Annotated in this window: 19 protein-coding genes; 4 read left to right on the forward strand and 15 right to left on the reverse strand. The window is 66.3% G+C overall.

The window, feature by feature from the left end; genetic code table 11:
• Window positions 1-119 precede the first annotated feature (119 nt).
• The 11 genes from pgi to dksA form a co-directional block, all read right to left on the reverse strand.
• Window positions 120-1,784: a glucose-6-phosphate isomerase gene (gene pgi, locus HMPREF1224_RS31680; protein WP_003100194.1), complete on the reverse strand. Its 1,665-nt coding sequence runs from the start codon at window positions 1,782-1,784 to the stop codon at window positions 120-122.
• A gap of 89 nt (window positions 1,785-1,873) precedes the next feature.
• Window positions 1,874-2,254 (reverse strand): aspartate 1-decarboxylase, encoded by a 381-nt coding sequence (gene panD, locus HMPREF1224_RS31685; RefSeq protein ID WP_010793740.1) that lies wholly within the window; start codon window positions 2,252-2,254, stop codon window positions 1,874-1,876.
• Window positions 2,255-2,347: 93 nt separating this feature from the next.
• Window positions 2,348-3,199 (reverse strand): pantoate--beta-alanine ligase, encoded by an 852-nt coding sequence (gene panC, locus HMPREF1224_RS31690; RefSeq protein WP_003109313.1) that lies wholly within the window; start codon window positions 3,197-3,199, stop codon window positions 2,348-2,350.
• Window positions 3,196-3,996: a 3-methyl-2-oxobutanoate hydroxymethyltransferase gene (gene panB / locus HMPREF1224_RS31695; protein WP_003095147.1), complete on the reverse strand. Its 801-nt coding sequence runs from the start codon at window positions 3,994-3,996 to the stop codon at window positions 3,196-3,198. Before panB ends, panC begins: the two co-directional genes overlap by 4 nt.
• A 249-nt stretch (window positions 3,997-4,245) precedes the next feature.
• On the reverse strand, window positions 4,246-4,734 hold the full coding sequence (gene folK / locus HMPREF1224_RS31700) for a 2-amino-4-hydroxy-6-hydroxymethyldihydropteridine diphosphokinase (RefSeq protein WP_003095144.1): 489 nt from the start codon (window positions 4,732-4,734) through the stop codon (window positions 4,246-4,248).
• Entirely contained in the window at window positions 4,731-6,134 is a 1,404-nt protein-coding gene (locus HMPREF1224_RS31705; RefSeq protein WP_010793741.1) for a polynucleotide adenylyltransferase PcnB, read from the reverse strand. The genes folK and HMPREF1224_RS31705 overlap by 4 nt, the downstream gene beginning before the upstream one ends.
• Before the next feature lie 900 nt (window positions 6,135-7,034).
• Window positions 7,035-8,471: a two-component system response regulator CbrB gene (gene cbrB / locus HMPREF1224_RS31710; protein ID WP_003095138.1), complete on the reverse strand. Its 1,437-nt coding sequence runs from the start codon at window positions 8,469-8,471 to the stop codon at window positions 7,035-7,037.
• 26 nt (window positions 8,472-8,497) lie between these two features.
• Window positions 8,498-11,449, reverse strand: a complete 2,952-nt coding sequence (cbrA, locus tag HMPREF1224_RS31715; RefSeq protein WP_003095132.1) for a two-component system sensor histidine kinase CbrA — start codon at window positions 11,447-11,449, stop codon at window positions 8,498-8,500.
• On the reverse strand, window positions 11,433-11,609 hold the full coding sequence (locus HMPREF1224_RS31720; RefSeq protein WP_003095129.1) for a hypothetical protein: 177 nt from the start codon (window positions 11,607-11,609) through the stop codon (window positions 11,433-11,435). Before HMPREF1224_RS31720 ends, cbrA begins: the two co-directional genes overlap by 17 nt.
• Before the next feature lie 69 nt (window positions 11,610-11,678).
• Window positions 11,679-12,560 (reverse strand): tRNA glutamyl-Q(34) synthetase GluQRS, encoded by an 882-nt coding sequence (gene gluQRS, locus HMPREF1224_RS31725; RefSeq protein WP_003116072.1) that lies wholly within the window; start codon window positions 12,558-12,560, stop codon window positions 11,679-11,681.
• A 67-nt stretch (window positions 12,561-12,627) separates the two neighbouring features.
• Entirely contained in the window at window positions 12,628-13,074 is a 447-nt protein-coding gene (gene dksA, locus HMPREF1224_RS31730) for an RNA polymerase-binding protein DksA (RefSeq protein ID WP_003095122.1), read from the reverse strand.
• 192 nt (window positions 13,075-13,266) lie between these two features.
• Here dksA and HMPREF1224_RS31735 point away from each other — a divergent pair, with 192 nt between their 5' ends.
• Together HMPREF1224_RS31735 and sfsA are read left to right on the forward strand one after the other, a co-directional pair.
• Entirely contained in the window at window positions 13,267-14,439 is a 1,173-nt protein-coding gene (locus HMPREF1224_RS31735; protein WP_003113459.1) for a pyridoxal phosphate-dependent aminotransferase, read from the forward strand.
• On the forward strand, window positions 14,439-15,146 hold the full coding sequence (gene sfsA / locus HMPREF1224_RS31740) for a DNA/RNA nuclease SfsA (protein WP_003100180.1): 708 nt from the start codon (window positions 14,439-14,441) through the stop codon (window positions 15,144-15,146). Before HMPREF1224_RS31735 ends, sfsA begins: the two co-directional genes overlap by 1 nt.
• A gap of 31 nt (window positions 15,147-15,177) precedes the next feature.
• Here the strand turns inward: sfsA and trmA are convergent, their stop codons facing one another.
• Window positions 15,178-16,269, reverse strand: coding sequence for a tRNA (uridine(54)-C5)-methyltransferase TrmA (trmA, locus tag HMPREF1224_RS31745; RefSeq protein ID WP_010793742.1), 1,092 nt, complete (start codon window positions 16,267-16,269; stop codon window positions 15,178-15,180).
• Window positions 16,266-17,561, reverse strand: coding sequence for an NCS2 family permease (locus HMPREF1224_RS31750; protein ID WP_003095114.1), 1,296 nt, complete (start codon window positions 17,559-17,561; stop codon window positions 16,266-16,268). The genes trmA and HMPREF1224_RS31750 overlap by 4 nt, the downstream gene beginning before the upstream one ends.
• 413 nt (window positions 17,562-17,974) lie before the next feature.
• On the opposite strand from HMPREF1224_RS31750, the gene HMPREF1224_RS31755 reads away from it, so the two are divergent.
• Window positions 17,975-18,451, forward strand: a complete 477-nt coding sequence (locus tag HMPREF1224_RS31755; protein ID WP_010793743.1) for a SecDF P1 head subdomain-containing protein — start codon at window positions 17,975-17,977, stop codon at window positions 18,449-18,451.
• 21 nt (window positions 18,452-18,472) lie between these two features.
• Here the strand turns inward: HMPREF1224_RS31755 and HMPREF1224_RS31760 are convergent, their stop codons facing one another.
• Window positions 18,473-19,366 carry a KPN_02809 family neutral zinc metallopeptidase gene (locus HMPREF1224_RS31760; protein ID WP_003095112.1) on the reverse strand — a complete coding sequence of 298 codons (894 nt, stop codon included), beginning with the start codon at window positions 19,364-19,366 and terminating at the stop codon, window positions 18,473-18,475.
• 67 nt (window positions 19,367-19,433) lie between these two features.
• Window positions 19,434-20,288 (reverse strand): PhzF family phenazine biosynthesis protein, encoded by an 855-nt coding sequence (locus HMPREF1224_RS31765; protein ID WP_003116070.1) that lies wholly within the window; start codon window positions 20,286-20,288, stop codon window positions 19,434-19,436.
• A gap of 169 nt (window positions 20,289-20,457) precedes the next feature.
• On the opposite strand from HMPREF1224_RS31765, the gene alaC reads away from it, so the two are divergent.
• A complete protein-coding gene (gene alaC / locus HMPREF1224_RS31770) occupies window positions 20,458-21,693 on the forward strand; it encodes an alanine transaminase (RefSeq protein WP_003100170.1) in 1,236 nt (411 codons plus the stop codon).
• The last annotated feature ends 34 nt before the right edge of the window (window positions 21,694-21,727 follow it).

Below are 21,727 nucleotides of genomic sequence, written 5' to 3' on the forward strand. Positions count from 1 at the left end.
GGTGGGCCAGGCGAGAGCCATGTTCAAGTGCCAAAGGCGCGAGCGGGGAAGGCGCCGGGGTCAATCGCCGGACGGAATGAAAAAGCCCGGCCTAGGGCCGGGCTTTGGGGAGAGGCGGATCAGCCGCGATGGCGGCCGCGGAAGAAGTCGATCAGGCCTTGGGTCGAGGCGTCCTCGGCCGGGGTTTCCTCGCTGCCGACCAGGCGCGAATAGACACCCTTGCCGAGTTCCTTGCCAAGCTCCACGCCCCATTGGTCGAAGGCGTTGATGCCCCAGAGGATGCTCTGTACGTAGACCTTGTGCTCGTACATGGCGATCAGCGCGCCGAGGCGGCGGGCGCTGATGCGCTCGACCACCAGGGTGTTGCTCGGTCGGTTGCCCGGAATCACCTTGTGCGGCGCCAGGCGCTGCACTTCGGCTTCCGGCAGGCCCTTGGCGCGCAGTTCGGCCTCGGCCTCCTCGCGGCTCTTGCCGAGCATCAGCGCCTGGCTCTGCGACAGGCAGTTGGCGTACAGCCACTGGTGATGGTCGGCCACCGGGTTGTAGCTGCTCACCGGGACGATGAAGTCCGCCGGGATCAACTGGGTGCCTTGGTGCAGCAACTGATGGTAGGCGTGCTGGCCGTTGCAGCCGACACCACCCCAGATCACCGGCCCGGTGCCGCTGGTGACCGGCGTGCCGTCCTGGCGCACGCTCTTGCCGTTGGATTCCATGTCCAGTTGTTGCAGGTGGTCGGTGATATTCCGCAGATAGTAGTCGTAGGGCAGGATCGCGTGGCTGTTCGCGCCCCAGAAGTCGCCGTACCAGACGCCGAGCAGGCCGAGCAGCACCGGGATGTTGCGTTCGAACGGCGCGGTCTGGAAGTGCTGGTCCATGTTGTAGGCACCGGACAGCAACTCCTTGAAGTTGGAGATGCCGATGGACATGGCGATCGGCAGGCCGATGGCCGACCACAGCGAGTAGCGGCCGCCGACCCAGTCCCACATGGGGAAGATGTTTTCCTCGCGGATGCCAAAGGCGATCGCGGCCTCCTTGTTGCTGGAGACGGCGATGAAATGGCGGTAAAGCTCTTCCTCGGTGCCGCCCTGGGCCAGGTACCAGGCGCGTGCGGCCTGGGCGTTCTTCAGGGTTTCCAGGGTCCCGAAGGACTTGGAGGAAACGATGAACAGGGTGGTCTCGGCGTTCAGGCGGCTGGCCAGTTCATGGAACTCGCTACCGTCGATGTTCGCCAGGTAGTGGCAGCGCACGCCTTTCTGGGCGAATGGCAGCAAGGCTTCGGATACCAGTTGCGGGCCGAGGAAGGAGCCGCCGATGCCGATGTTCACCACGTCGGTGATCGGCTTTTCGGTATAGCCGCGCCACAGGCCGTTGTGCACGTAGCCCACCAGCTCGGTCATCTGGTGCAGGACGCGGTGGACTTCCGGCATCACGTCGACGCCATCGACCAGCACCTTGTCGCCGATCGGTCGACGCAGCGCGGTATGCAGTACCGGCCGGCGCTCGGAGGCATTGATCGCCTCGCCGTCGAACATCGCCCGGATCGCGTCGCTCAGCCGTGCTTCCTCGGCCAGCTTCACCAGCAGGTCGATGGTGTCCTGGCGAATCAGGTTCTTCGAGAAGTCGAGGAACAGCCCACAGGCGCTGAAGGAAAACCGCTTGAAGCGCTCCGGATCGTCGATGAACGCCTGGCGCATCCTGAAGTCCTGCAGTTCCTGGCGATGGGCGGCCAGGGCGCGCCAACTGTCGAGTTGCGTGGCATCCAGCGGAGTGAGGTGGTGCTTCATGGCTGACCTTCTGGTTGGAATTCGATGGCGCACTTATTTGAACATGAAAAAGCCCGGATGAAACCGGGCTTTATCCAGAGGAGGCGAGGTCAGGCGACCTGTATCGGAATCGCCTCGCTGGTATGGCTGAGCTGGTTGCCCGGCGCCATGTACAGCATGCGCGGCTTGTGGCTGGCCAGTTTGGCTTCGCTGTAGTGTGCGTAGGCGCAGATGATCACGCGGTCGCCGACCTTGGCCTTGTGTGCCGCGGCGCCATTCACCGAGATCATCTTCGAGCCGTTCTCGGCGCGGATCGCATAGGTGGTGAAGCGCTCGCCGTTGTCGACGTTGTAGATCTGGATCTGTTCGTACTCGCGGATTCCGGAGAGGTCCAGCCAATCGCCGTCGATGGCGCAGGAGCCTTCGTAGTCGAGGACGGCATGGGTGACTTCGGCGCGATGCAACTTGGCTTTGAGCATGATGGCGTGCATGGGGCGACTCCTATCGGGTCCGCGGGGGGCGGCAGAGTATGGCGAGTCCGTGGTGAGCGCTCAAGCCCCCGGGAACCGGGGGCTCGGCATGCGTCAATCGAGGTGGACTGAGAGGTTGTCGATCAGCCGCGTACTGCCCAGGTAGGCGGCGGCCAGGATCACCAGTTGGCGGTCGCCGGGTACCCCGGGGCGCAGGCTGATCGGCTCGCGGATTTCCAGGTAGTCGGGGCGCAGCCCGGCCTGTTCCAGGGCCTGGCGGGCGTCGGCGAGCAATGCCGGGAAGTCCTCGGCGCCGGCGCGGATGCGTTCGCCGAGCTGCCGCAGGGTGCGGTAGATCGCCGGGGCGGCGGCGCGCTGCTGCTCGTCGAGGTAACCGTTGCGCGAGGACAACGCCAGGCCATCGGCGGCACGCACCGTCGGCTCGCCGAAGATCTGCACCGGCAGGTTGAGGTCGCGGACCAGCTTGCGGATCACCGCCAACTGCTGGAAATCCTTTTCGCCGAACAGCGCGAGGTCCGGCTGGACCATGTTCAGCAGCTTGCTGACCACGGTCGCCACGCCTTCGAAATGGCCGGGACGACTGGCGCCGCAAAGGCCTTCGGAGACGCCGGGAACATGGATGCGGGTCTGCCCGTCCATGCCGTCGGGGTACATTTCCTCGACGGTCGGGGTGAACAGCAGGTGGCAGCCGGCTTCGAGCAGGCGTTCCTGGTCGGCTGCGAGGGTCCGCGGGTATGTGTCGAGGTCTTCGCTGGGGCCGAATTGCAGCGGGTTGACGAAGATGCTGACGACCACGAAGTCGGCGCGCTCGCCGGCTTTCTTTACCAGCGCGGCATGGCCGGCGTGGAGGTTGCCCATGGTCGGCACGAAGCCGATGCGCTTGCCTTCGCTGCGGGCGCGCGCCACCGCGGCGCGCAGTTCACGGACGGTCTTGACGGTGTTCATGCGTTGAATCCGTGTTCGGCGGCGGGGAAGGACACGTCCTTGACGGCGCGGACATAGGCCGCGATGGCGGCCGGGATGCTCTCCTGGCCTTGCATGAAATCCTTGACGAACTTGGGCGAGCGGCCGGTCAGCGAGAGACCGAGCATGTCGTGCATGACCAGCACCTGGCCATCGGTCGCCGCACCGGCGCCAATCCCGATCACCGGGATCTTCACCGCCTGGGTGATCTCTTCGGCCAGCACGCTGGGCACGCACTCCAGCAGCAGCATGGCGGCGCCGGCCTGCTCCAGGGCGATGGCATCGGCGCGCAACTGGCGCGCCTGGGTTTCCTGGCGGCCCTGGACCTTGAAGCCGCCGAACAGGTTGACCGCCTGCGGGGTCAGGCCGAGATGCGCGCAGACCGGCACGCCCATCTGTGCCAGGCGGGCGATCGGCTCCGCCAGCCAGGCCCCACCCTCCAGCTTGACCATGTGTGCGCCGGCCTGCATCAGGCGGACCGCGTCGGCAAGGGTCTGGGCCACGGAATGGCTGGATTCGAAGGCCAGGTCGGTGACGATCAGGGAACCTTTGTTACCGCGTTTCACGCAGGCCGTGTGATAGGCCATTTCCTCGTTGCTGACCGGCAGGGTGCTGTCGTGACCCTGCAATACCATTCCGAGCGAATCTCCGACCAGAAGCACGTCCACGCCGGCCTGGCTGGCGGTGTGGGCGAAGGTGGCGTCGTAGCAGGTCAGCATGGCGATCTTCTCGCCGCTCTGCTTCAACCCTTGCAGGGTGGTCAGGGTTACATCAGGCATGGAAAGGCTCCTCGTTGGGCCGGTGATGAGCCGGCGCGGGGCAAACGGCCACTTATAGTCCGGATGGGGTGGCTCGAAGTCAATTGCAGGTGTTACCGCATTGTTACGGCGTTACTGCCACTGCCGAACGCCGCGCCGCCTGCGGTTGCGCGCGCAGTGTACGCCCATCCGCGGCGTCCTTCGTCAGCTTTTCGGTAACAGTGTGAAGAGCCCGCCGCGAGGTATCCGCGCAGCGGCGGGCAGGCAGGGTCAGGCGCCCGGAAGGCGTTCGATGCCCTCGAACGGACAGGCCGCGAGCAGCTCCGGCAGGTGGCGGCCATCGGGCAGGCGCAGGTCGGGGGCGAGATCTGCGAGGGGATAGAGCACGAAAGCGCGCGCCTGCATGTGGTAGTGCGGCACCTTCAGGCGCGGCAGGTCGAGCAATTGTTCGCCGAACAGCAGGATGTCCAGGTCGAGCGTGCGCGGACCCCAGCGCAGGTCGCGGACGCGCCCCTGTTCCAGTTCGATGGCCTGCAGGGCGTCGAGCAGGTCGAGCGGCGCCAGGTTGGTGTCGAGGGCCGCCACGCCGTTGACGAAGCGCGGCTGGTCGGCGGGGCCGAGCGGGTCGCTGATATAGAGCGGCGAGACGGCGACCAGGCGGGTCTCGGGAAGCCGCTCGAAGGCGTCGAGGGCAGCCTGGATCTGCTCGCGCGGTTCGGCCAGGTTGCTGCCCAGCGCCACGTAGACGCGCTGGATCATTCGCCGCTTCCGCCGCTGCCTTCCTTGCGCGGCCCGCGGCGCCGACGGCCGCTGTTGCCGCCGCGGCGACGCTTGCGCGGGGCGCTGCCGTCTTCCTGGCTGACCAGGTCGCGGATCATGTTGCGCCGCTCGCTGTCGCTGACTTCCTGGTAATCGGTCCACCATTGGCCAAGCCCTTCGGTTTCCTCGCCGGCGCTTTCGCGCAGCAGGAGGAAGTCGTAGCCGGCGCGGAAGCGCGGGTTTTCCAGGAGCAGGTCGGCGCGCTTGCCCTGGCGTCGCGGCAGACGTTCCTGCATATCCCAGATCTCGCGGATCGGCAGGGTGAAACGCTTGGGAATGGCAATCCGCTGGCACTGTTCGCTGATCAGTTCGTGGGCGGCTTCCTGCATCGCCGGGATAGCCGGCATGCCTTTCTCCTGCAACTGCGCGACGCGCGCCGGCAGGGCCGGCCAGAGCAGCGCGGCGAAGAGGAAGGCCGGGGTTACCGGCTTGCCCTGGTGAATGCGCGCATCGGTATTGGCCAGGGCCTGGCGGATCAGCTTGCCGGTGTAGTCGGGGTTGGCCTGCAGTGCCTTGGCGCTGGCCGGGAACAGCGGCGCGAACAGTTCGTACTCGACCAGCAGTTCGAAAGTGCGCTCGGCCCGGCCGGCGAGGAACAGCTTGAGCACCTCGTCGAACAGGCGCGCCGAAGGGATTTCCCGCAGCAGCGGGGCCAGCCGGCGAATCGGCGCGGCGCTGTGCTTCTCGATCTCGAAGTCGAGCTTGGCGGCGAAACGTACCGCCCGCAGCATCCGCACCGGGTCTTCCAGATAACGCTGCTCCGGATCGCCGATCAGGCGGATCAGGCGATTGCGGATGTCGTGAACGCCATTGGCGTAGTCCAGCAGCCGCTCGCTGGTGACGTCGAAGTACAGGGCATTGATGGTGAAGTCACGGCGCTGGGCGTCGTCTTCCAGGCTGCCATAGACGTTGTCGCGCAGGATGCGGCCGCTTTCGTTGCTGGACGCGCGGCTATCGCCATCGTCCTGGCCTTCCGGATGATGGGCGCGGAAGGTGGCGACCTCGATGATCTCGCGGCCGAAGTGCACGTGTACCAGTTTGAAGCGGCGGCCGATGATCCGCGCGTTGCGGAATTCGGCGCGGACCTGCTCCGGCGTGGCGCTGGTGGCGACATCGAAGTCCTTGGGAGCGATGCCGAGCATCTGGTCGCGTACGCAGCCCCCGACCACGTAGGCCTGGTAGCCGGCCCGCTGGAGGATCTCGACGACCTTGACGGCGTTCCGGCTGAACTGGTCCCGGCGCAGGGAGTGCTGGTTGTTACCGATGACTTCCGGGGTTGTACGGACGGCGCGCGGACGGCGCAGGGGGGAACGAATGGTCTGGATCAGCTTTTTCAGCATGGATGTGTTATCGGGAGCACGATGTGGGTGATTGCACGCCTGCGTTGCTCAAACAGGACGGACGTCGGGTAATGCTGCGGCATTATCAGGACCTCTCGGGCGAGGCGTGTTCTGTACCCGTTGAATGTTTGGCCCCGCGACGCACAGGGCGTCCCGGGCGCCGGAACCGACTGCGCCATGCATCCTGACAGAAACGAACAGGGGCCGTACATCCTGTTCCCGCGAAGCGGGAGAGGGCCGGGAAGGCTGCGGTGAATCTGGCAAGGCATGCGGATGGCCGCATAGTCTGCGCGGATTCTAGCATTGGATGGGGAAATGGTGTAAGGCGAAGGAAAAACGGGGAAAACGGAGGGAGGGGGTGAAGCTACTGGGGGAGCCGAAGCTCCCCCCCAAGTAGGTGCGTGCTTTGTTTTTATTATGATTTCGGGCTTGTTGTTTTTGTTTGTCGACCCGTCCCTTGAGCCAGTCGCTTCAGGGATATCTCCCAGGCTGGGAGTTCAATAGCAAACGGATTGCTTTGGTCGCTGATGCTGCCATGATCGTCGAGCGATCCAACCAGTCTGTGCGCTGCCTCGAGGCAGTTTTATTCTTCTTCCGACTGGCTGCGGGACGGGTCCCGACAGCAACTCCTCTCCAAAAGAATCAGTTAGCTGCGCCTCCGCGATTTTGTTTTTGTTGTGCTGGAGTCGTTACGTGTTGTTTTTATTGTCTTCGTCGTTGCTTGTTATTGTTGTTGTGCCAATACATAAGCAGATGCCGTGCCAGTTTTTCGAAACCCAGTAAAATCAAGGGGTTGAGGTTTTCGGTGGGTCGGCGGAGGGCACAAAAAAACCGGGTTCCCGTTACCGATGAACCCGGTTTCTGTTACGCGGTACGTCCGCGGTAACAGGTTGCAGGGTGTTACGAGTCGGCCGAGGCCCCTGATTTACGCCGCGGAATGCCCAGGCGCTGGCGGCGTTCCCACAGGCATTTGCGGCTGATGCCCAGCTTGCGGGCCAGCTCGGTCTCGGTCATGTGGTCCTGGTGCTCGAGGACGAAGTGCTGGAAGTAGTCTTCCAGCGAAAGGTCCTCGGTGGGCTCGTGGTTGCTGGCCGCGGCGCCCGCCGGGCCGAGGCCGAGGTCGGCGGCGAAGTCGTCCTCGAGGTCGTCCAGCTCGATGTCGATACCCAGCAGGTCGGCGTGGATTTCCTGGCTCTCGCTGAGGATCACCGCCCGCTCGATGGCGTTTTCCAGTTCGCGCACGTTGCCCGGCCATGGGTAATGGCGGATCGCCTGTTCGGCGTCGTGGGCGAAGCTGAGCGGCGCGCGCCCCATCCGGGTGCACTGGCGAGCCAGAAAGGCGCGGGCGATCTCCATCACGTCGTTGCCACGCTCGCGCAGGGCGGGCAGCTTCAGCGAGATCACATGCAGGCGGTAATAGAGGTCTTCGCGGAATTGCCCGGTCTTGGCCAGGGTTTTCAGGTCGCGGTGGGTGGCGGCGATCAGGCGCACGTCGACCTTCTGCGATTGCACCGAGCCGACCCGGCGGATCTCGCCTTCCTGCAATACGCGCAGCAGGCGGGCCTGGGCCTCCAGCGGCAGTTCGCCGATCTCGTCGAGGAACAGGGTGCCGCCGTCGGCCGCTTCGACCAGCCCGGCGCGCCCGGCGCTGGCACCGGTGAAGGCGCCTTTTTCATGGCCGAACAGCTCGGATTCGATCAGGGTTTCCGGAATCGCCGCACAGTTCACCGAGATCAGCGGCGCCTTGGCGCGCTTCGACAGGTTGTGCAGGGCGCGGGCGACCAGTTCCTTGCCGGTGCCGGACTCGCCCTGGATCAGTACCGTGGAGTCGGTCGGCGCGACCTTGCGAATCTTGCTGTACAGCTCTTGCATCGGCGCACAGGAGCCGATGATGCCTATCTCGCCGTCGGCTGCCGCCGGGCTGGCGCCGCGCTCGCCGCCGGCCTTGCCGCCGTTGGCGGAGACCGGGGCCGCGCTGCGGTTCTCCTGGCGGTCCTTGAGGATGCGCGCCACGGCCTGGAGCATTTCGTCGTGGTCGAAAGGCTTGGCGATGTAGTCCACCGCGCCCATCTTCATCGAATCCACCGCCGAACGCAGGCTGGCGTAGCTGGTCATGATCAGCACCGGAATGCCTTCGGCGAGCTTGATCAGTTCGGTGCCGGGGGCGCCCGGCAGGCGCAGGTCGCTGACCACCATGTCGAAGGAGGGGATGGTGTAGCGCTCCTGGGCTTCCTGCACCGAGCCGGCTTCGCTGACCTGGTACTGGTTGCGCTCCAGCAGGCGTCGCAATGCAGATCGGATAATGGTTTCGTCTTCGACGATCAGAATATGTGCCATGTATTCAGCTCTCTCGACGTGCTCGTCTACAGCTCGGCCGTCGGGCCAGGGTGCCGCGGCAGGGTCACGCGGAAGCGGGTGCCGCCTTCTCGCTGGTGATCCGTCGGGCTCTCGATGGTTATCTGTCCATAATGCTCTTCCACGATCGAATAGACCAGTGCGAGGCCGAGCCCGGTCCCCTTGCCGGGGTCCTTGGTGGTGAAGAACGGTTCGAACAACTGGTCCATGATCGCCTTCGGGATGCCGCTGCCCTCGTCCTCGACGACCAGGTCCACGGTATGTTCCGAGGCTTCGCTGCGGACCCGGATCGCGCCGCCCGGCGGGCTGGCGTCGCGAGCATTGGAGAGCAGGTTGATCAGCACCTGGGCCAGGCGCTGCGAGTCGCCCTCGACCCAGTGCGCCGGATCGCAGAGGTTGAAGAACTCTACTTCGACGCTACGCCGGTTCAGCGACAGCAGTCCGATGGCCTCCTGGGCGACTTCGCTCAGGCACACCGGTTCCAGGGCCTGCAGGTGGCTGCCGGAGTGGGCGAAGCTCATCAACGACTGGACGATGCGCGATACGCGCTTGGTCTGGTCGAGGATCTGCTCGCTGATCTCGGTCAGCTCGCCGTCGCCTTCGCGTTCCTCGCGCAGGTTCTGCGCCAGGCAGGCGATGCCGGTGATCGGATTGCCGATCTCGTGGGCCACCCCGGCGGCAAGGCGGCCGATGGAAGCCAGGCGCTCGGAGTGGACCAGCTTGTCTTCCAACAGTTGGGTTTCGGTGAGGTCTTCCACCAGTAGCACCAGGCCGCTGTTGCCCGGCGCCAGGGGTTCCTCGATGGCCGCCTTGTGCAGGTTCAGCCAGCGGGTGTGGCCGTCGTAGACTAGGCGCTGCTTGTGCAGGTGCTCGTCGGGGGCGTCGATGAAACGTTCCAGCAGGCCCTTCCAGGGTTCGGGCAAGGCCGACAGGCGCGAACCGACGACCTTCTGCGCGCCGACCCCGGTGAGTTCCTCGATGGCGCGGTTCCACATCAGCACTTCCTGGTCCTTGGCCAGGGAGCAGACGCCCATCGGCAGGTCTTGCAGGGTCTGCCGGTGGTAGCGGCGCAGGGTGTCGAGTTCGGCAGCCAGGCCGGTCAGCCGGGAGTGATAGTCCTCCAGGCGGCTCTCGATGAAGTGGATGTCCTCGGTGACATAGCTTTCTTCGCTGGTCTTGTAGGGAAGGAAGGTCTCCACGATGTCCTGGGCGACACTGGGTCCCATCAGCCCGGAAAGGTTCGCCTCGATGCGGTCGCGCAAGCGACGCAGGGCATAGGGGCGACGTTCGTCGAAGGGCAGGTGGAGATCGCGCAGGGCCTGCTCGACCTCCTTCTGCGCGGTCTTGGCGCCCAGCGGCTTGGCCAACTGGCTGGCGAACTCCTGCGGCGAGCCGGCGAACAGTTCGCGGCGTTGCGGACGGCGTACGTTGTCCACCGCGCAGGCCTCGGCGGCGCCTTTTTCCTCGTCGCTGGCCTCGGTGAACAGCGAGACCAGGGTGAATACCAGCACGTTGGCCGCCAGCGAGGACAGCGCCGCCAGGTGCCAGTTGGAGTCGTCCAGCACGTAGATCACGTCGAACAGCGGCAGGTACAGGCCCTGTACGTTCCCCATCAGGGGCAGCAGCATGGTGATCGCCCAGACCAGCATGCCGGCGATCAGCCCGGAGATGAAGCCGCGGCGGTTGGCGGTCGGCCAGTACAGCACCGAGAGGGCGCCGGGAAGGAATTGCAGGGTGGCGACGAAGGACACTATGCCCAGGTTGGAGAGGTCCTGTTCGGCGCCCAGCAGCAGGTAGAAGGCGTAGCTGGCCATTATGATGGCGACGATCAGCAGGCGCCGGGTCCATTTCAGCCAGCGGTAGATATTGCCCTGCGCCGGCGGCTGGTAGAGCGGCAGCACCAGGTGGTTGAGGACCATTCCCGAGAGCGCCAGGGTCATCACGATGGTCAGCCCGCTGGCGGCGGAGATGCCGCCGATGAAGGCGGCCAGGGCCAGGGCCGGGCTGTCCACCGCCAGGCCGAGGCCGATGGTGTAGTACTCCGGTGTGGTCGAGGCGCCGAGGCGCAGCCCGGCCCAGAGGATCGGCGGTACCGCAAGGCTCATCAGCAGCAGGAACAGCGGCAGGCCCCAGCTGGCGGAAATCAGCGCCCGCGGGTTGAGGTTCTCGGTGAAGATCATGTGGAACATGTGCGGCATCACGATGGCCGCGGCGAAGAACACCAGCAGCAGCGTTCGCCATGGACCCTCGGCCAGCGGCGTGTGCAGGGTGGTCAGCGCGGTCTGGTTCTGCAGCAGCCAGACTTCCAGGCCTTCCGGCCCGCCGAAGACGCCGTACAGGGCGTAGAGGCCGATACTGCCGAGCATCACCAGCTTGACCAGCGACTCGAAGGCGATGGCGAACACCAGTCCCTCGTGGCGTTCGCGGGTGGCGATGTGGCGAGCGCCGAAGAGGATCGCGAAAAGGGTGATCAGGGTGCAGAAGACGAATGCGACCCTCTCCTGGGCCGGGTCGCGGGTGAGAATGCTGATCGAGTCGGTGACCGCCTGGATCTGCAGGGCCAGCATCGGCAGCACGCCGATCAGCATGAACAGCGTGGTCAGGGCGCCGGCCCAGGTACTGCGGAAACGGAAGGCGAAGAGGTCGGCCAGCGAGGACAGCTGGTAGGCGCGTGTCACCCGGAGGATCGGATAGAGCAGCACCGGGGCGAGCAGGAAGGCCCCGGAAATCCCCAGGTAGATGGCGAGGAACCCGTAGCCGTACTGGTAGGCCAGGCCTACCGTGCCGTAGAACGCCCAGGCACTGGCGTAGACGCCCAGCGACAGGGTGTAGACCAGCGGGTGGCGTACCAGCCGGCGCGGCACGTAGCCGCGCTCGGTGATCCAGGCGATGCCGAAGAGGGTGGAGAGGTAGGCGACGCTGATCAGGATCAGCTGGGTCAGGCTAAAGCTCGTCAGCATCGCGCTGGCTCTGCAGGATGAAAGTGACCACGATGAGGATCAGCCACAGCAGGTACGGGCGGTACCAGGCGCCGTTGGGGTCGATCCACCAGTCCATGATGGCGGGGGAAAAGAGATAGATGCCCACGACCAGGAGCAGGACCAGTCGGTAGATGTACATGCCGCTTCCCTCATGCTTGGGCCGGCAGGCTACAGGCTGCGGGTGGGTGCCGGCAAGCCGCCGGGCGGGCTACAGGCGTTCCTCGGGAAGGGTAGCGCAGCGCGGGATGCGCGTGGCGTCCCAGTGCGCGACGCCCCAGGCCAGCGCCTCGCTGGCGCTGGCCTGGGCCAGTTCGGCCGGCGGCCGCTGGCCGAGCGCGCGCAGGGCGCGGGTCAGCGGCGCGGCGGCCTGCTCGGCGGGCAGTGGCGGGGAGCGGTAGGACTTGCCGAGCTTGTGCCCGTCCGGCTGGACGATCAGCGGCACGTGCAGGTAGCGCGGCTGGCTCAACCCCAGCAATTCCTGGAGGTAAAGCTGGCGCGGGGTCGAGTCGAGCAGGTCGGCGCCGCGGACGATGTCGGTGATGCCCTGCCAGGCGTCGTCCAGCACCACCGCCAGTTGGTAGGCGTAGAAGCCATCGCGGCGCTGGATGACGAAATCGCCGACCTCGCGGCCGAGATGCTGGTGGACTTCGCCCTGCACGCGGTCGACGAAGCGATATTCCAGCTCCGGCACGCGCAGGCGGATCGCCGCATCCTCGCGGGCGTGCCCGGCGTCGCGGCAGAAGCCCGGGTAGATCCCGGCGAATCCCTCAAGCTGCTTGCGCGAGCAAGTGCAGGCGTAGGCCAGGCCGCTGCGCAGCAGTTGCTCGACCACTGCGGCGTAGTCCGGGAAGCGTTCGCTCTGCCGCTCCACCGCGCCGTCCCATTCGAAGCCGTAGCGCTCCAGGGTTTCCAGGATCGCCTGCTGGGCGCCCGGGACTTCGCGGGGCGGGTCGAGGTCCTCCATGCGCACCAGCCAGCGGCCGCCGACGGCACGTGCGTCCAGGTAGGAGGCGACGGCCGCCACCAGGGAACCGAAGTGCAGGTAGCCGCTGGGCGTCGGGGCGAAGCGGCCTACATAGGAAGAGGTCATGGCGCGAGCGGTGCGGCGGGGAACGGCGGAAACGAAACGGGGCGCCTTGGCGCCCCGTCGGTCCGGCTCAGGAGCCGAGTTGCTTCTCGCGGATTTCCGCGAGGGTCTTGCAGTCGATGCAGAGGGTCGCGGTGGGGCGCGCCTCCAGGCGACGGATGCCGATCTCGACGCCGCAGGAGTCGCACCAGCCGTACTCTTCGTCTTCGATCAGTTGCAGGGTCTCGTCGATCTTCTTGATCAGCTTGCGCTCGCGGTCGCGGGCGCGCAGTTCCAGGCTGAATTCTTCTTCCTGGCTGGCGCGGTCGGCCGGATCGGGGAAGTTGGCCGCTTCGTCCTGCATGTGATGCACGGTACGGTCGACTTCTTCCATCAGCTCCTGTTTCCATTTGTTCAGGATCGCGGTGAAGTGCGCGCGCATGCGCTCGCTCATGTACTCCTCGCCCTTGGTTTCCTGATAGGGTTCGAAGCCGCGGGTCATCTGCTGGCTGCTCTGTTGTTTTGCTTTGGTGGACATGAATGGCCGCCTCTCACTTTCGCTAATCCTGTCCGCGGCAGGGTTCCCTCGCCGGCTCTCCGGCCCCGCGGTCGCAAGCGGGCGAACTTACCAGAACGATAACCTTGGCGCTACTCCCGGTTGTCGAGGCTGGTGTCGCCCGCGTAATGGCTTGGTTAGAATCGGTTTTTCCTCGCAAAGTTCGGAATATCCATGGCTACCTCCTATAGCGCGCGCAGTCGGGCCATCGAGCCTTTCCATGTCATGGCCCTGCTGGCGCGGGCCAACGAGTTGCAGGCCGCCGGCCACGATGTGATCCACCTGGAGATCGGCGAGCCGGACTTCACCACGGCCGAGCCGATCGTCGAGGCCGGGCGCGCCGCCCTGGCCGCCGGGCATACCCGCTACACCGCCGCCCGCGGCCTGCCGGCGCTGCGCGAGGCGATCGCGAAATTCTACGGCGAACGCTACGGGGTCGACCTCGACCCACAGCGCGTGCTGGTCACTCCGGGCGGTTCCGGAGCCCTGCTGCTGGCCAGCAGCTTGCTGGTCGACCCCGGCCGCCACTGGTTGCTCGCCGACCCGGGCTACCCGTGCAACAGGCATTTCCTGCGCCTGGTGGAAGGCGCCGCGCAACTGGTGCCGGTGGGGCCGGACAGCCGTTACCAACTGACACCGGATCTCATCGAGCGGCACTGGGATTCAGACAGTGTAGGCGCTCTGGTGGCGACGCCGGCGAATCCGACCGGGACCCTGCTCGATCGCGACGAACTGGCCGGCCTGTCGGGCGCCTTGAAGGCCCGCGGCGGGCACCTGGTGGTGGACGAGATCTATCACGGGCTGACCTATGGAGTGGACGCCGCGTCGGTGCTGGAAGTCGACGACGACGCTTTCGTCCTGAATAGTTTTTCCAAGTATTTCGGCATGACCGGCTGGCGCCTGGGCTGGCTGGTGGCGCCGACAGCGGCGGTGCCTGAACTGGAGAAGCTGGCGCAGAACCTCTACATCAGCGCGCCGAGCATGGCCCAGCAGGCCGCGCTGGCCTGTTTCGAGCCGACCACCATCGCCATTCTCGAAGAGCGTCGCGAAGAGTTCGCCCGCCGTCGCGACTTCCTCCTGCCGGCCCTGCGCGAGCTGGGTTTCGGAATCGCCGTGGAGCCGGAAGGCGCCTTCTATCTCTACGCCGATATCAGCGCGTTCGGCGGCGATGCCTACGCCTTCTGCAAGCACTTCATCGAGACCGAGCACGTGGCCTTCACTCCGGGGCTGGATTTCGGCCGCCACCAGGCCGGCCACCACGTGCGTTTCGCCTATACCCAGAACCTGCCGCGCCTGCAGGAAGCGGTGGAGCGGATCGCCCGCGGCCTGAAGAACTGGCGGCCCTGATGCGTTTCGAGCAGCCACTGGAAGAAGGCCGCCTGCTGCGTCGCTACAAGCGTTTCCTCGCCGATATCGAGAGCGCCGGCGGCGAGCGCCTGACCATCCACTGTCCGAATACCGGTTCGATGCTCAATTGCATGAGCGAAGGTTGCCGGGTCTGGTTCAGCCGCTCCAACGACCCCAAGCGCAAGCTGCCGGGGACCTGGGAGCTGAGCGAGACCCCGCAGGGCCGCCTGGCCTGCGTCAACACGGCGCGGGCCAACCGCCTGGTAGAGGAGGCGCTGCTGGCCGGGGACATCGCGGAGCTTGCCGGTTTCACCGCTCTGCGCCGGGAAGTGGCCTACGGCGTGGAGAACAGTCGCGCCGACTTTCGCCTGGAATACCCCACGGGCGCACTGTTCATCGAGGTGAAGAGCGTCACCCTGGGCTTCGACGAAACCGCCGTGGCGGCCTTTCCCGACGCGGTGACGCTGCGCGGCGCCAAGCACCTGCGCGAACTGGCGGCGCTGGCGCGGGAGGGGATCCGCGCGGTGCAGCTGTACTGCGTGAACCTTTCCGGGGTCGAGGCGGTGCGCCCCGCCGACGAGATCGATCCAGCCTATGGCAAGGCGTTGCGCGAGGCGGCGCAAGCGGGCGTCGAGGTGCTGGCCTATGGCGCCGAGGTGACGACGGAAGGATTGCACCTGGCGCGGCGCCTCCCGGTGCGACTCTGAGGCACGGCCGCGCCGTGGGGCGCGGCCACTCTCAGCGGCGTTCGAGCAGGACGCCGCTTTCCATGTGGTGGGTGTAGGGGAACTGGTCGAACAGCGCGCAGCGGCTGATCCGGTGCGTGTCGTGCAGTTGGGCGATGTTCTGCGCCAGGGTTTCCGGGTTGCACGAAATGTACAGGATGCGCTCGAAGCGTCGGGCCAGCTCGCAGGTGTCCGGATCCATGCCGGCTCGTGGCGGATCGACGAAGACACTGCCGAAGGCGTAGCTCTTCAGGTCGATGTCGGCCAGGCGGCGGAACGGGCGAACCTCGTTCAGCGCCTGGGTCAGCTCTTCGGCCGACAGGCGCACCAGGTTGACGTTGTCCACCGCGTTGTCGGCCAGGTTGGCCAGCGCCGCATTGACCGAGGACTTGCTGATCTCGGTGGCCAGCACCTTGCGTACCCGGGTGGCCAGGGGCAGGGTGAAGTTGCCGTTGCCGCAGTACAGTTCGAGCAGGTCGTCGTCGCGCTGGCCGAGCGCCTCGTAGGCCCAGCCGAGCATCTTCTGGTTGACCTCGCCGTTGGGCTGGGTGAAAGCCCCCTCGGGCTGGCGGTAGCGGAAGCGCCGGCCGGCGACCGACAGTTCCTCCTCCACATAGTCGCGTCCGACGACGATGCGCTTGCCGCGCGAACGCCCCACCAGGTTCACGCCCAGTTCCGCCGCGAGCTTTTCCGCTGCCTGTCGCCAGGCGTCGTCGATCGGCCGGTGGTAGCAGAGGGTGATCAGCGCGTCGCCGGCCAGGGTGGTGAGAAACTCCACCTGGAACAGCTTGAAGCCCAGCGCCGGGTCGGCCCAGGCCGCCTTCAGGCGCGGCATCAGTTCGTTGATGCGGCGGCTGGCGATGGGGAAATCCTCGATCAGGATCGGCGTGTGCTTGTCGCCCTGCTCGAACATCGCGTAGTGACGCTTCTCGTTGCCGGTTTCCCGCCACAGGCGGAATTCGGCGCGCAGCCGGTAATGCTCGCGCGGCGACTCGAAGACCTCCGGCGCGGGTGCCGCGAACGGGGCCAGCAATCCGGCGAGGCGGGACTTCTTGTCTTCCAGTTGCGCGGCGTAGGCGCTGGGGTCGAACTGTGGACGGCTCATGCGTTGAAGAAGCCCAGCTTGATCACGAACAGCACGGAGAGGATCACCAGCGCCGGGTTCAGTTCGCGCCAGCGCCCGGACAGCACCTTGATCGCGGTCCAGGAAATGAAGCCGAAGGCGATGCCGGTAGCGATCGAATAGGTGAACGGCATGGCCAGCGCGGTGACGACCACCGGCGCGGCGACGGTGATGTCTTCCCAGTCGATCTCTGCCAGGCCCGAGGCCATCAGTACGGCGACGAAGAGCAGCGCCGGGGCGGTGGCGAAGGCCGGTACGCTGCCGGCCAGCGGGGCGAAGAACAGCGCGAGGAGGAACAGGATTGCGACGACGATGGCGGTCAGGCCGGTGCGGCCGCCGGCGCTGACGCCCGCGGCGGACTCGATGTAGCTGGTGGTGGTCGAGGTGCCCAGCAGCGAGCCGCCCATGGCGGCGGTACTGTCGGCGATCAGCGCGCGGCCCATCTTCGGCATGTGGCCGTCCTTGCCCATCAGTCCGGCGCGCTTGGCGACGCCGATCAGGGTGCCGGAGTTGTCGAACAGGTCGACGAAGAGGAAGGCGAAGATCACGCTGACCAGGCCGATGTCCAGCGCGCCCTTGATGTCCAGTTGGAGGAAGGTCGGCGCCAGCGACGGCGGCATCGAGACCACGCCGCCGAACTGGGTCACGCCGAGCAGGATGGCGATGGCGGTGACCACCAGGATACCGATCAGCACCGCGCCGGTGACGCTACGCGCCTCCAGGGCGACGATCAGGATGAAGCCGAGGGTGGCGAGGATCGGTGCCGGCTTGGTCAGGTCGCCCATGCCGATCAGGGTTGCCGGGTTGTCCACCACGATGCCCGCGTTCTGCAGGGCAATCAGTGCGAGGAACAGGCCGATGCCGGCGGCGATCGCCGAGCGCAGCGGCAGGGGGATGCTGTTGATGATCCATTCGCGGATGCGAAAGATCGACAGCAGGAAGAACATGGTGGCGGAAATGAACACTGCGCCCAGCGCGACCTGCCAGCTGTGGCCCATGTGCAGCACCACGGTGTAGGTGAAGAAGGCGTTGAGGCCCATGCCGGGGGCCAGGGCGATCGGGTAGTTGGCGATCAGGCCCATGATGGTCGAGCCGATGGCCGCTGCCAGGCAGGTGGCGACGAACACCGCGCCCTTGTCCATGCCGGTCTCGCCGAGGATGCTCGGGTTGACGAAGAGGATGTAGGCCATGGTCAGGAAGGTGGTGATCCCCGCCAGGATCTCGGTGCGCACCGTGGTGTTGTGCGCCTTTAGTTGAAACAGCTTTTCCAGCATGTTGGATTCCCCTGAATGTGCTCTGCAACGATCCCCATGGCGCCAGCAGAAGTGGCCGGCCGTGGAGCCGGCCGCCGACCAGGGAAAACCGAATTTCCGCGTGGCGGGCGTTGCATCGCTGTCTCGTCGGCGCGGTATCGCGAACGATCCCGGCAGACGGCTGAGTCCCGAAAATGCGCGAGCCGCATGAAACGACCCACGCACGCCAGGGGCCTCGCGGCGGCCTGCGTGGGGTTCATACGGCTCGAAAAGGCGCGCATCATACCAGTTCGCGGGAGAGGGGTGAATTTCCGCCAGTCTAGTCGATCGTCGCCTCGCGGAAGGGCCTGCTCGCCCGCCCGGCGCGGGCGGCGTTAACATAGGCGTTGGCGTCCGGACGGACGCTCCGCCCAGGTTTTCTGCAGTACCTCATCATGAAACGCTCGAAACTCGCACTCCTTCCGCTGGGCCTGACGCTGCTGCTGGCCGCCTGCGCCAGCGATCCGCTGCCGATCCCGCAGCACAGCTTCGGGGTCTATGCCACCGCCAGCACGCCTTCCGCGGCGTTCCGCACCCTGGCCGACCCGCAGGGCAAGGCCATGCTGGTGGCGCTGAAGCCCAGCCTGACCCAGGCTGACGTACTCCGCGCCGAGGTCCTGTACGACCAGAACGGTCGACCCGGCGTCGAAGTCACCTTCACCGAACCGGCCGCCCGCCGCCTGGCCGCGCTGACCGGCGAGGCCCGGGGGCGCACTCTCGCGGTACTGGTGGACGGGCGCCTGCGCCTGGCGCCGCGGGTGCGCGAGCCGATCCGCAACGGCAAGGTCTATCTCGACGGGTTGGCTTCGGTCTACGAGGCCAGGGAACTGGCCGATCAGTTGAATGCGCTGGGAAGCCAGCCGGGGCGCTAAGCGCCCGGCTGGCGGCGAGGCTCAGAGCGTCTGGGCCTTGAAGGTATCGCAACTGGCCGGCGAGCCGCTCTCGAAGCCGGTCTTGAACCAGCGCATGCGTTGCGCCGAGGAGCCATGGGTGAAGGAATCCGGCACCACCATGCCGCGGCCCTGGCGTTGCAGGCGATCGTCGCCGATGGCGTTGGCGGCGTTCAGGGCTTCTTCGATGTCGCCCGGCTCCAGCCAGTTCAGCCGCTGCTGTGCACGGTTGGCCCAGACCCCGGCGAAGCAGTCCGCCTGCAGTTCCTGGCGTACCGACAGGCCGTTGGCGCCCTCCATGCGCGCGCCGCGCTGGCGGGCTGCGTTGATCTTGGCCGAGATGCCCATCAGGTTCTGCACGTGGTGGCCGACCTCGTGGGCGATCACATAGGCCTGGGCGAAGTCGCCGGCGGCGGAGAAGCGCTGTTCCATCTCGCGGAAGAACTCCAGGTCGAGGTAGACCCGGCGGTCGGCCGGACAGTAGAACGGCCCGGTGGCCGACGAGGCGAAGCCGCAGGCGGAATTCACCCCATTGCTGAACAGTACCAGCTTGGGCTGTTGGTATTGTGCCTGGCCGCTGGCGAAGATCTGTTCCCAGGTGTCCTCGGTGTCGCCGAGGATCGAGCGGACGAACTCGCTCTGCTCGTCATTGGCCGCCGGGGCCCGACCGCCGGCCTGCTGCTGGGTGGCCGGCGCCGGGCTGTCCATCTGGCCGAGCAGCGACCCGAGGATCTGCATCGGGTCCTGGCCCATCAGCAGGCCGACCACCACCACGATGGCCACCCCACCCAGGCTGAGGCCCTTGCCGCCGATGCGCATGCCGCCACCGCCGCCTGCGCCTCCTTCGCCCCGGGCATCAATCACGTTGTCACTGCGTCGTCCTTTGCGCCAGAGCATGGCGGTTCTCCTGTACGTTTCGCTTCTTCAGTGTTGTCGTCGTCCGCCGCCAGCGCCACCCCGACCGTCAGGCCGAGGTCAGCAGCTCGGCGCGGGCGAGCAGTTGGACGTGGCCGCCGACCCTTACGCTACCGTCTGTCGCGACCTGGACGTCGAGTCGGCTCGGCCGGTCGAGGAAGCGTCCCTGGTGCAGGACGAAGGGTTCGCCGCGCGCGGCAAGCCCGTATTCCACCAGGTAGGCGGCGACCGGACCGGCAGCGCTGCCGGTAGCCACGTCTTCCACCAGCCCCAGGTTGTCCCAGGTGCGGCCCTCGCGCCCGTCGACGTCGAGCAGATAGACAAACGCCGCGCCGAGTTTATCCAGGGCTTCTTGCAAATCGTTGACCTGACGGGCTCGACCCAGTGCCTCGGCGGTCACCGGCAGGAGCAGGTAGGGCAGGCCGGTGCTCACCACCCGCGGCGGATGCCCGGACAGGTCGTTGGCCGATAGCGAGAAGGCTTCGGCGAACCAGCGGCAGGTCCCGGCGTCCGGGGTGGCGCCGAATTCGGCGCGGCCCTGGTCCATCTCGGCGTAGAAACCGCTGCCCGCCCGCACGCTGCGCAGGGCCACCGACTTGCTGGCCAGGTGCAGCGTCCAGTGCTGTTCGTTGTCGCCGCCGCGCAGGTGATGGAGCAGGGCGGCGGCGCCGAGCAGCGGGTGGCCGGCGAACGGCAGTTCTTCCTCCAGGGTGAAGATCCGTGCGCGGAAGGCCCGTGGGTCGTCGCCCGGCAGCAGGAAGATCGACTCGAACTGGCGCAGTTCGCGGGTCCAGGCCTGCATGGCGGCGTCATCGAGGGCGCTGGCGTCGTCGAATACGGCCAGGCCGTTGCCGGTGAGCGGACGCTCGGCGAACACATCGAGTTGCCAGTAGCGTCGGGACATGGGCCTTTTCCTGTGAAATGGAATGAAAAACGCGAGGGGGGACTCGACAAGCAGCCTATCGGCCTTTATGTTCGCCGACAAGAAAGCGCCTGGCTGGCGCTTTCCAGGCCGCCGCAGCGGTCGGCGTCGCTCGGACGGTTCCGGGCGCTTACGTTACTCCGAGGACAGCATGGCTGAATCACGCCCTGCGCGCCGTTTCGCGCGCATCGACCGCCTTCCCCCCTACGTTTTCAATATCACCGCCGAACTGAAGATGGCCGCTCGTCGCCGTGGCGAGGACATCATCGACCTGAGCATGGGCAATCCCGACGGGCCGACCCCGCCGCATATCGTCGAGAAGCTCTGCACCGTCGCCCAGCGCGAAGACACCCATGGCTACTCCACCTCGCGTGGCATCCCGCGCCTGCGCCGGGCCATCTCGCACTGGTACCGTGACCGCTACGACGTGCAGATCGACCCGGAAAGCGAAGCCATCGTCACCATCGGCTCCAAGGAAGGCCTGGCGCACCTGATGCTGGCGACCCTCGACCATGGCGACACCATCCTCGTGCCCAACCCGAGCTATCCGATCCACATCTACGGTGCGGTGATCGCCGGCGCCCAGGTGCGCTCGGTGCCGCTGGTGCCGGGCATCGATTTCTTCAACGAGCTGGAACGGGCGATCCGCGAATCGATTCCCAAGCCGCGCATGATGATTCTCGGTTTCCCCTCCAACCCTACCGCGCAGTGCGTCGAGCTGGACTTCTTCGAGCGCGTGGTGGCGCTGGCCAAGCAGTACGACGTGATGGTCGTGCACGACCTGGCCTATGCAGACATCGTCTACGACGGCTGGAAAGCGCCGTCGATCATGCAGGTACCGGGTGCCAAGGATATCGCCGTGGAGTTCTTCACCCTGTCGAAGAGCTACAACATGGCCGGCTGGCGGATCGGCTTCATGGTCGGCAATCCCGAGCTGGTCTCGGCCCTGGCGCGGATCAAGAGCTACCACGACTACGGCACCTTCACGCCCCTGCAGGTGGCGGCCATTGCCGCTCTGGAAGGCGACCAGCAGTGCGTCCGCGATATCGCCCGGCAGTACCAGCAGCGCCGCGACGTCCTGGTGAAGGGGCTGCGCGAGGCCGGCTGGATGGTGGAGAACCCGAAGGCCTCGATGTACGTCTGGGCGAAGATCCCCGAGCCCTACGCGCATCTGGGCTCGCTGGAGTTCGCCAAGAAGCTGTTGCAGGACGCCAAGGTCTCGGTGTCGCCGGGGATCGGCTTCGGCGACTACGGCGACGATCATGTGCGTTTCGCCCTGATCGAGAACCGCGACCGCCTGCGCCAGGCGGTGCGCGGGATCAAGGCGATGTTCCGCGCCGACGGGCTGCTGTCGCCGCAGAGGAAGGTCGATAGCCTGGCGGAGTGATCCTCACGTCCTGCTACAAGGAAAAACGCCGTTT

Source organism: Pseudomonas sp. P179 (genome assembly GCF_000478485.2).
GTDB classification, from domain to species: domain Bacteria; phylum Pseudomonadota; class Gammaproteobacteria; order Pseudomonadales; family Pseudomonadaceae; genus Pseudomonas; species Pseudomonas aeruginosa.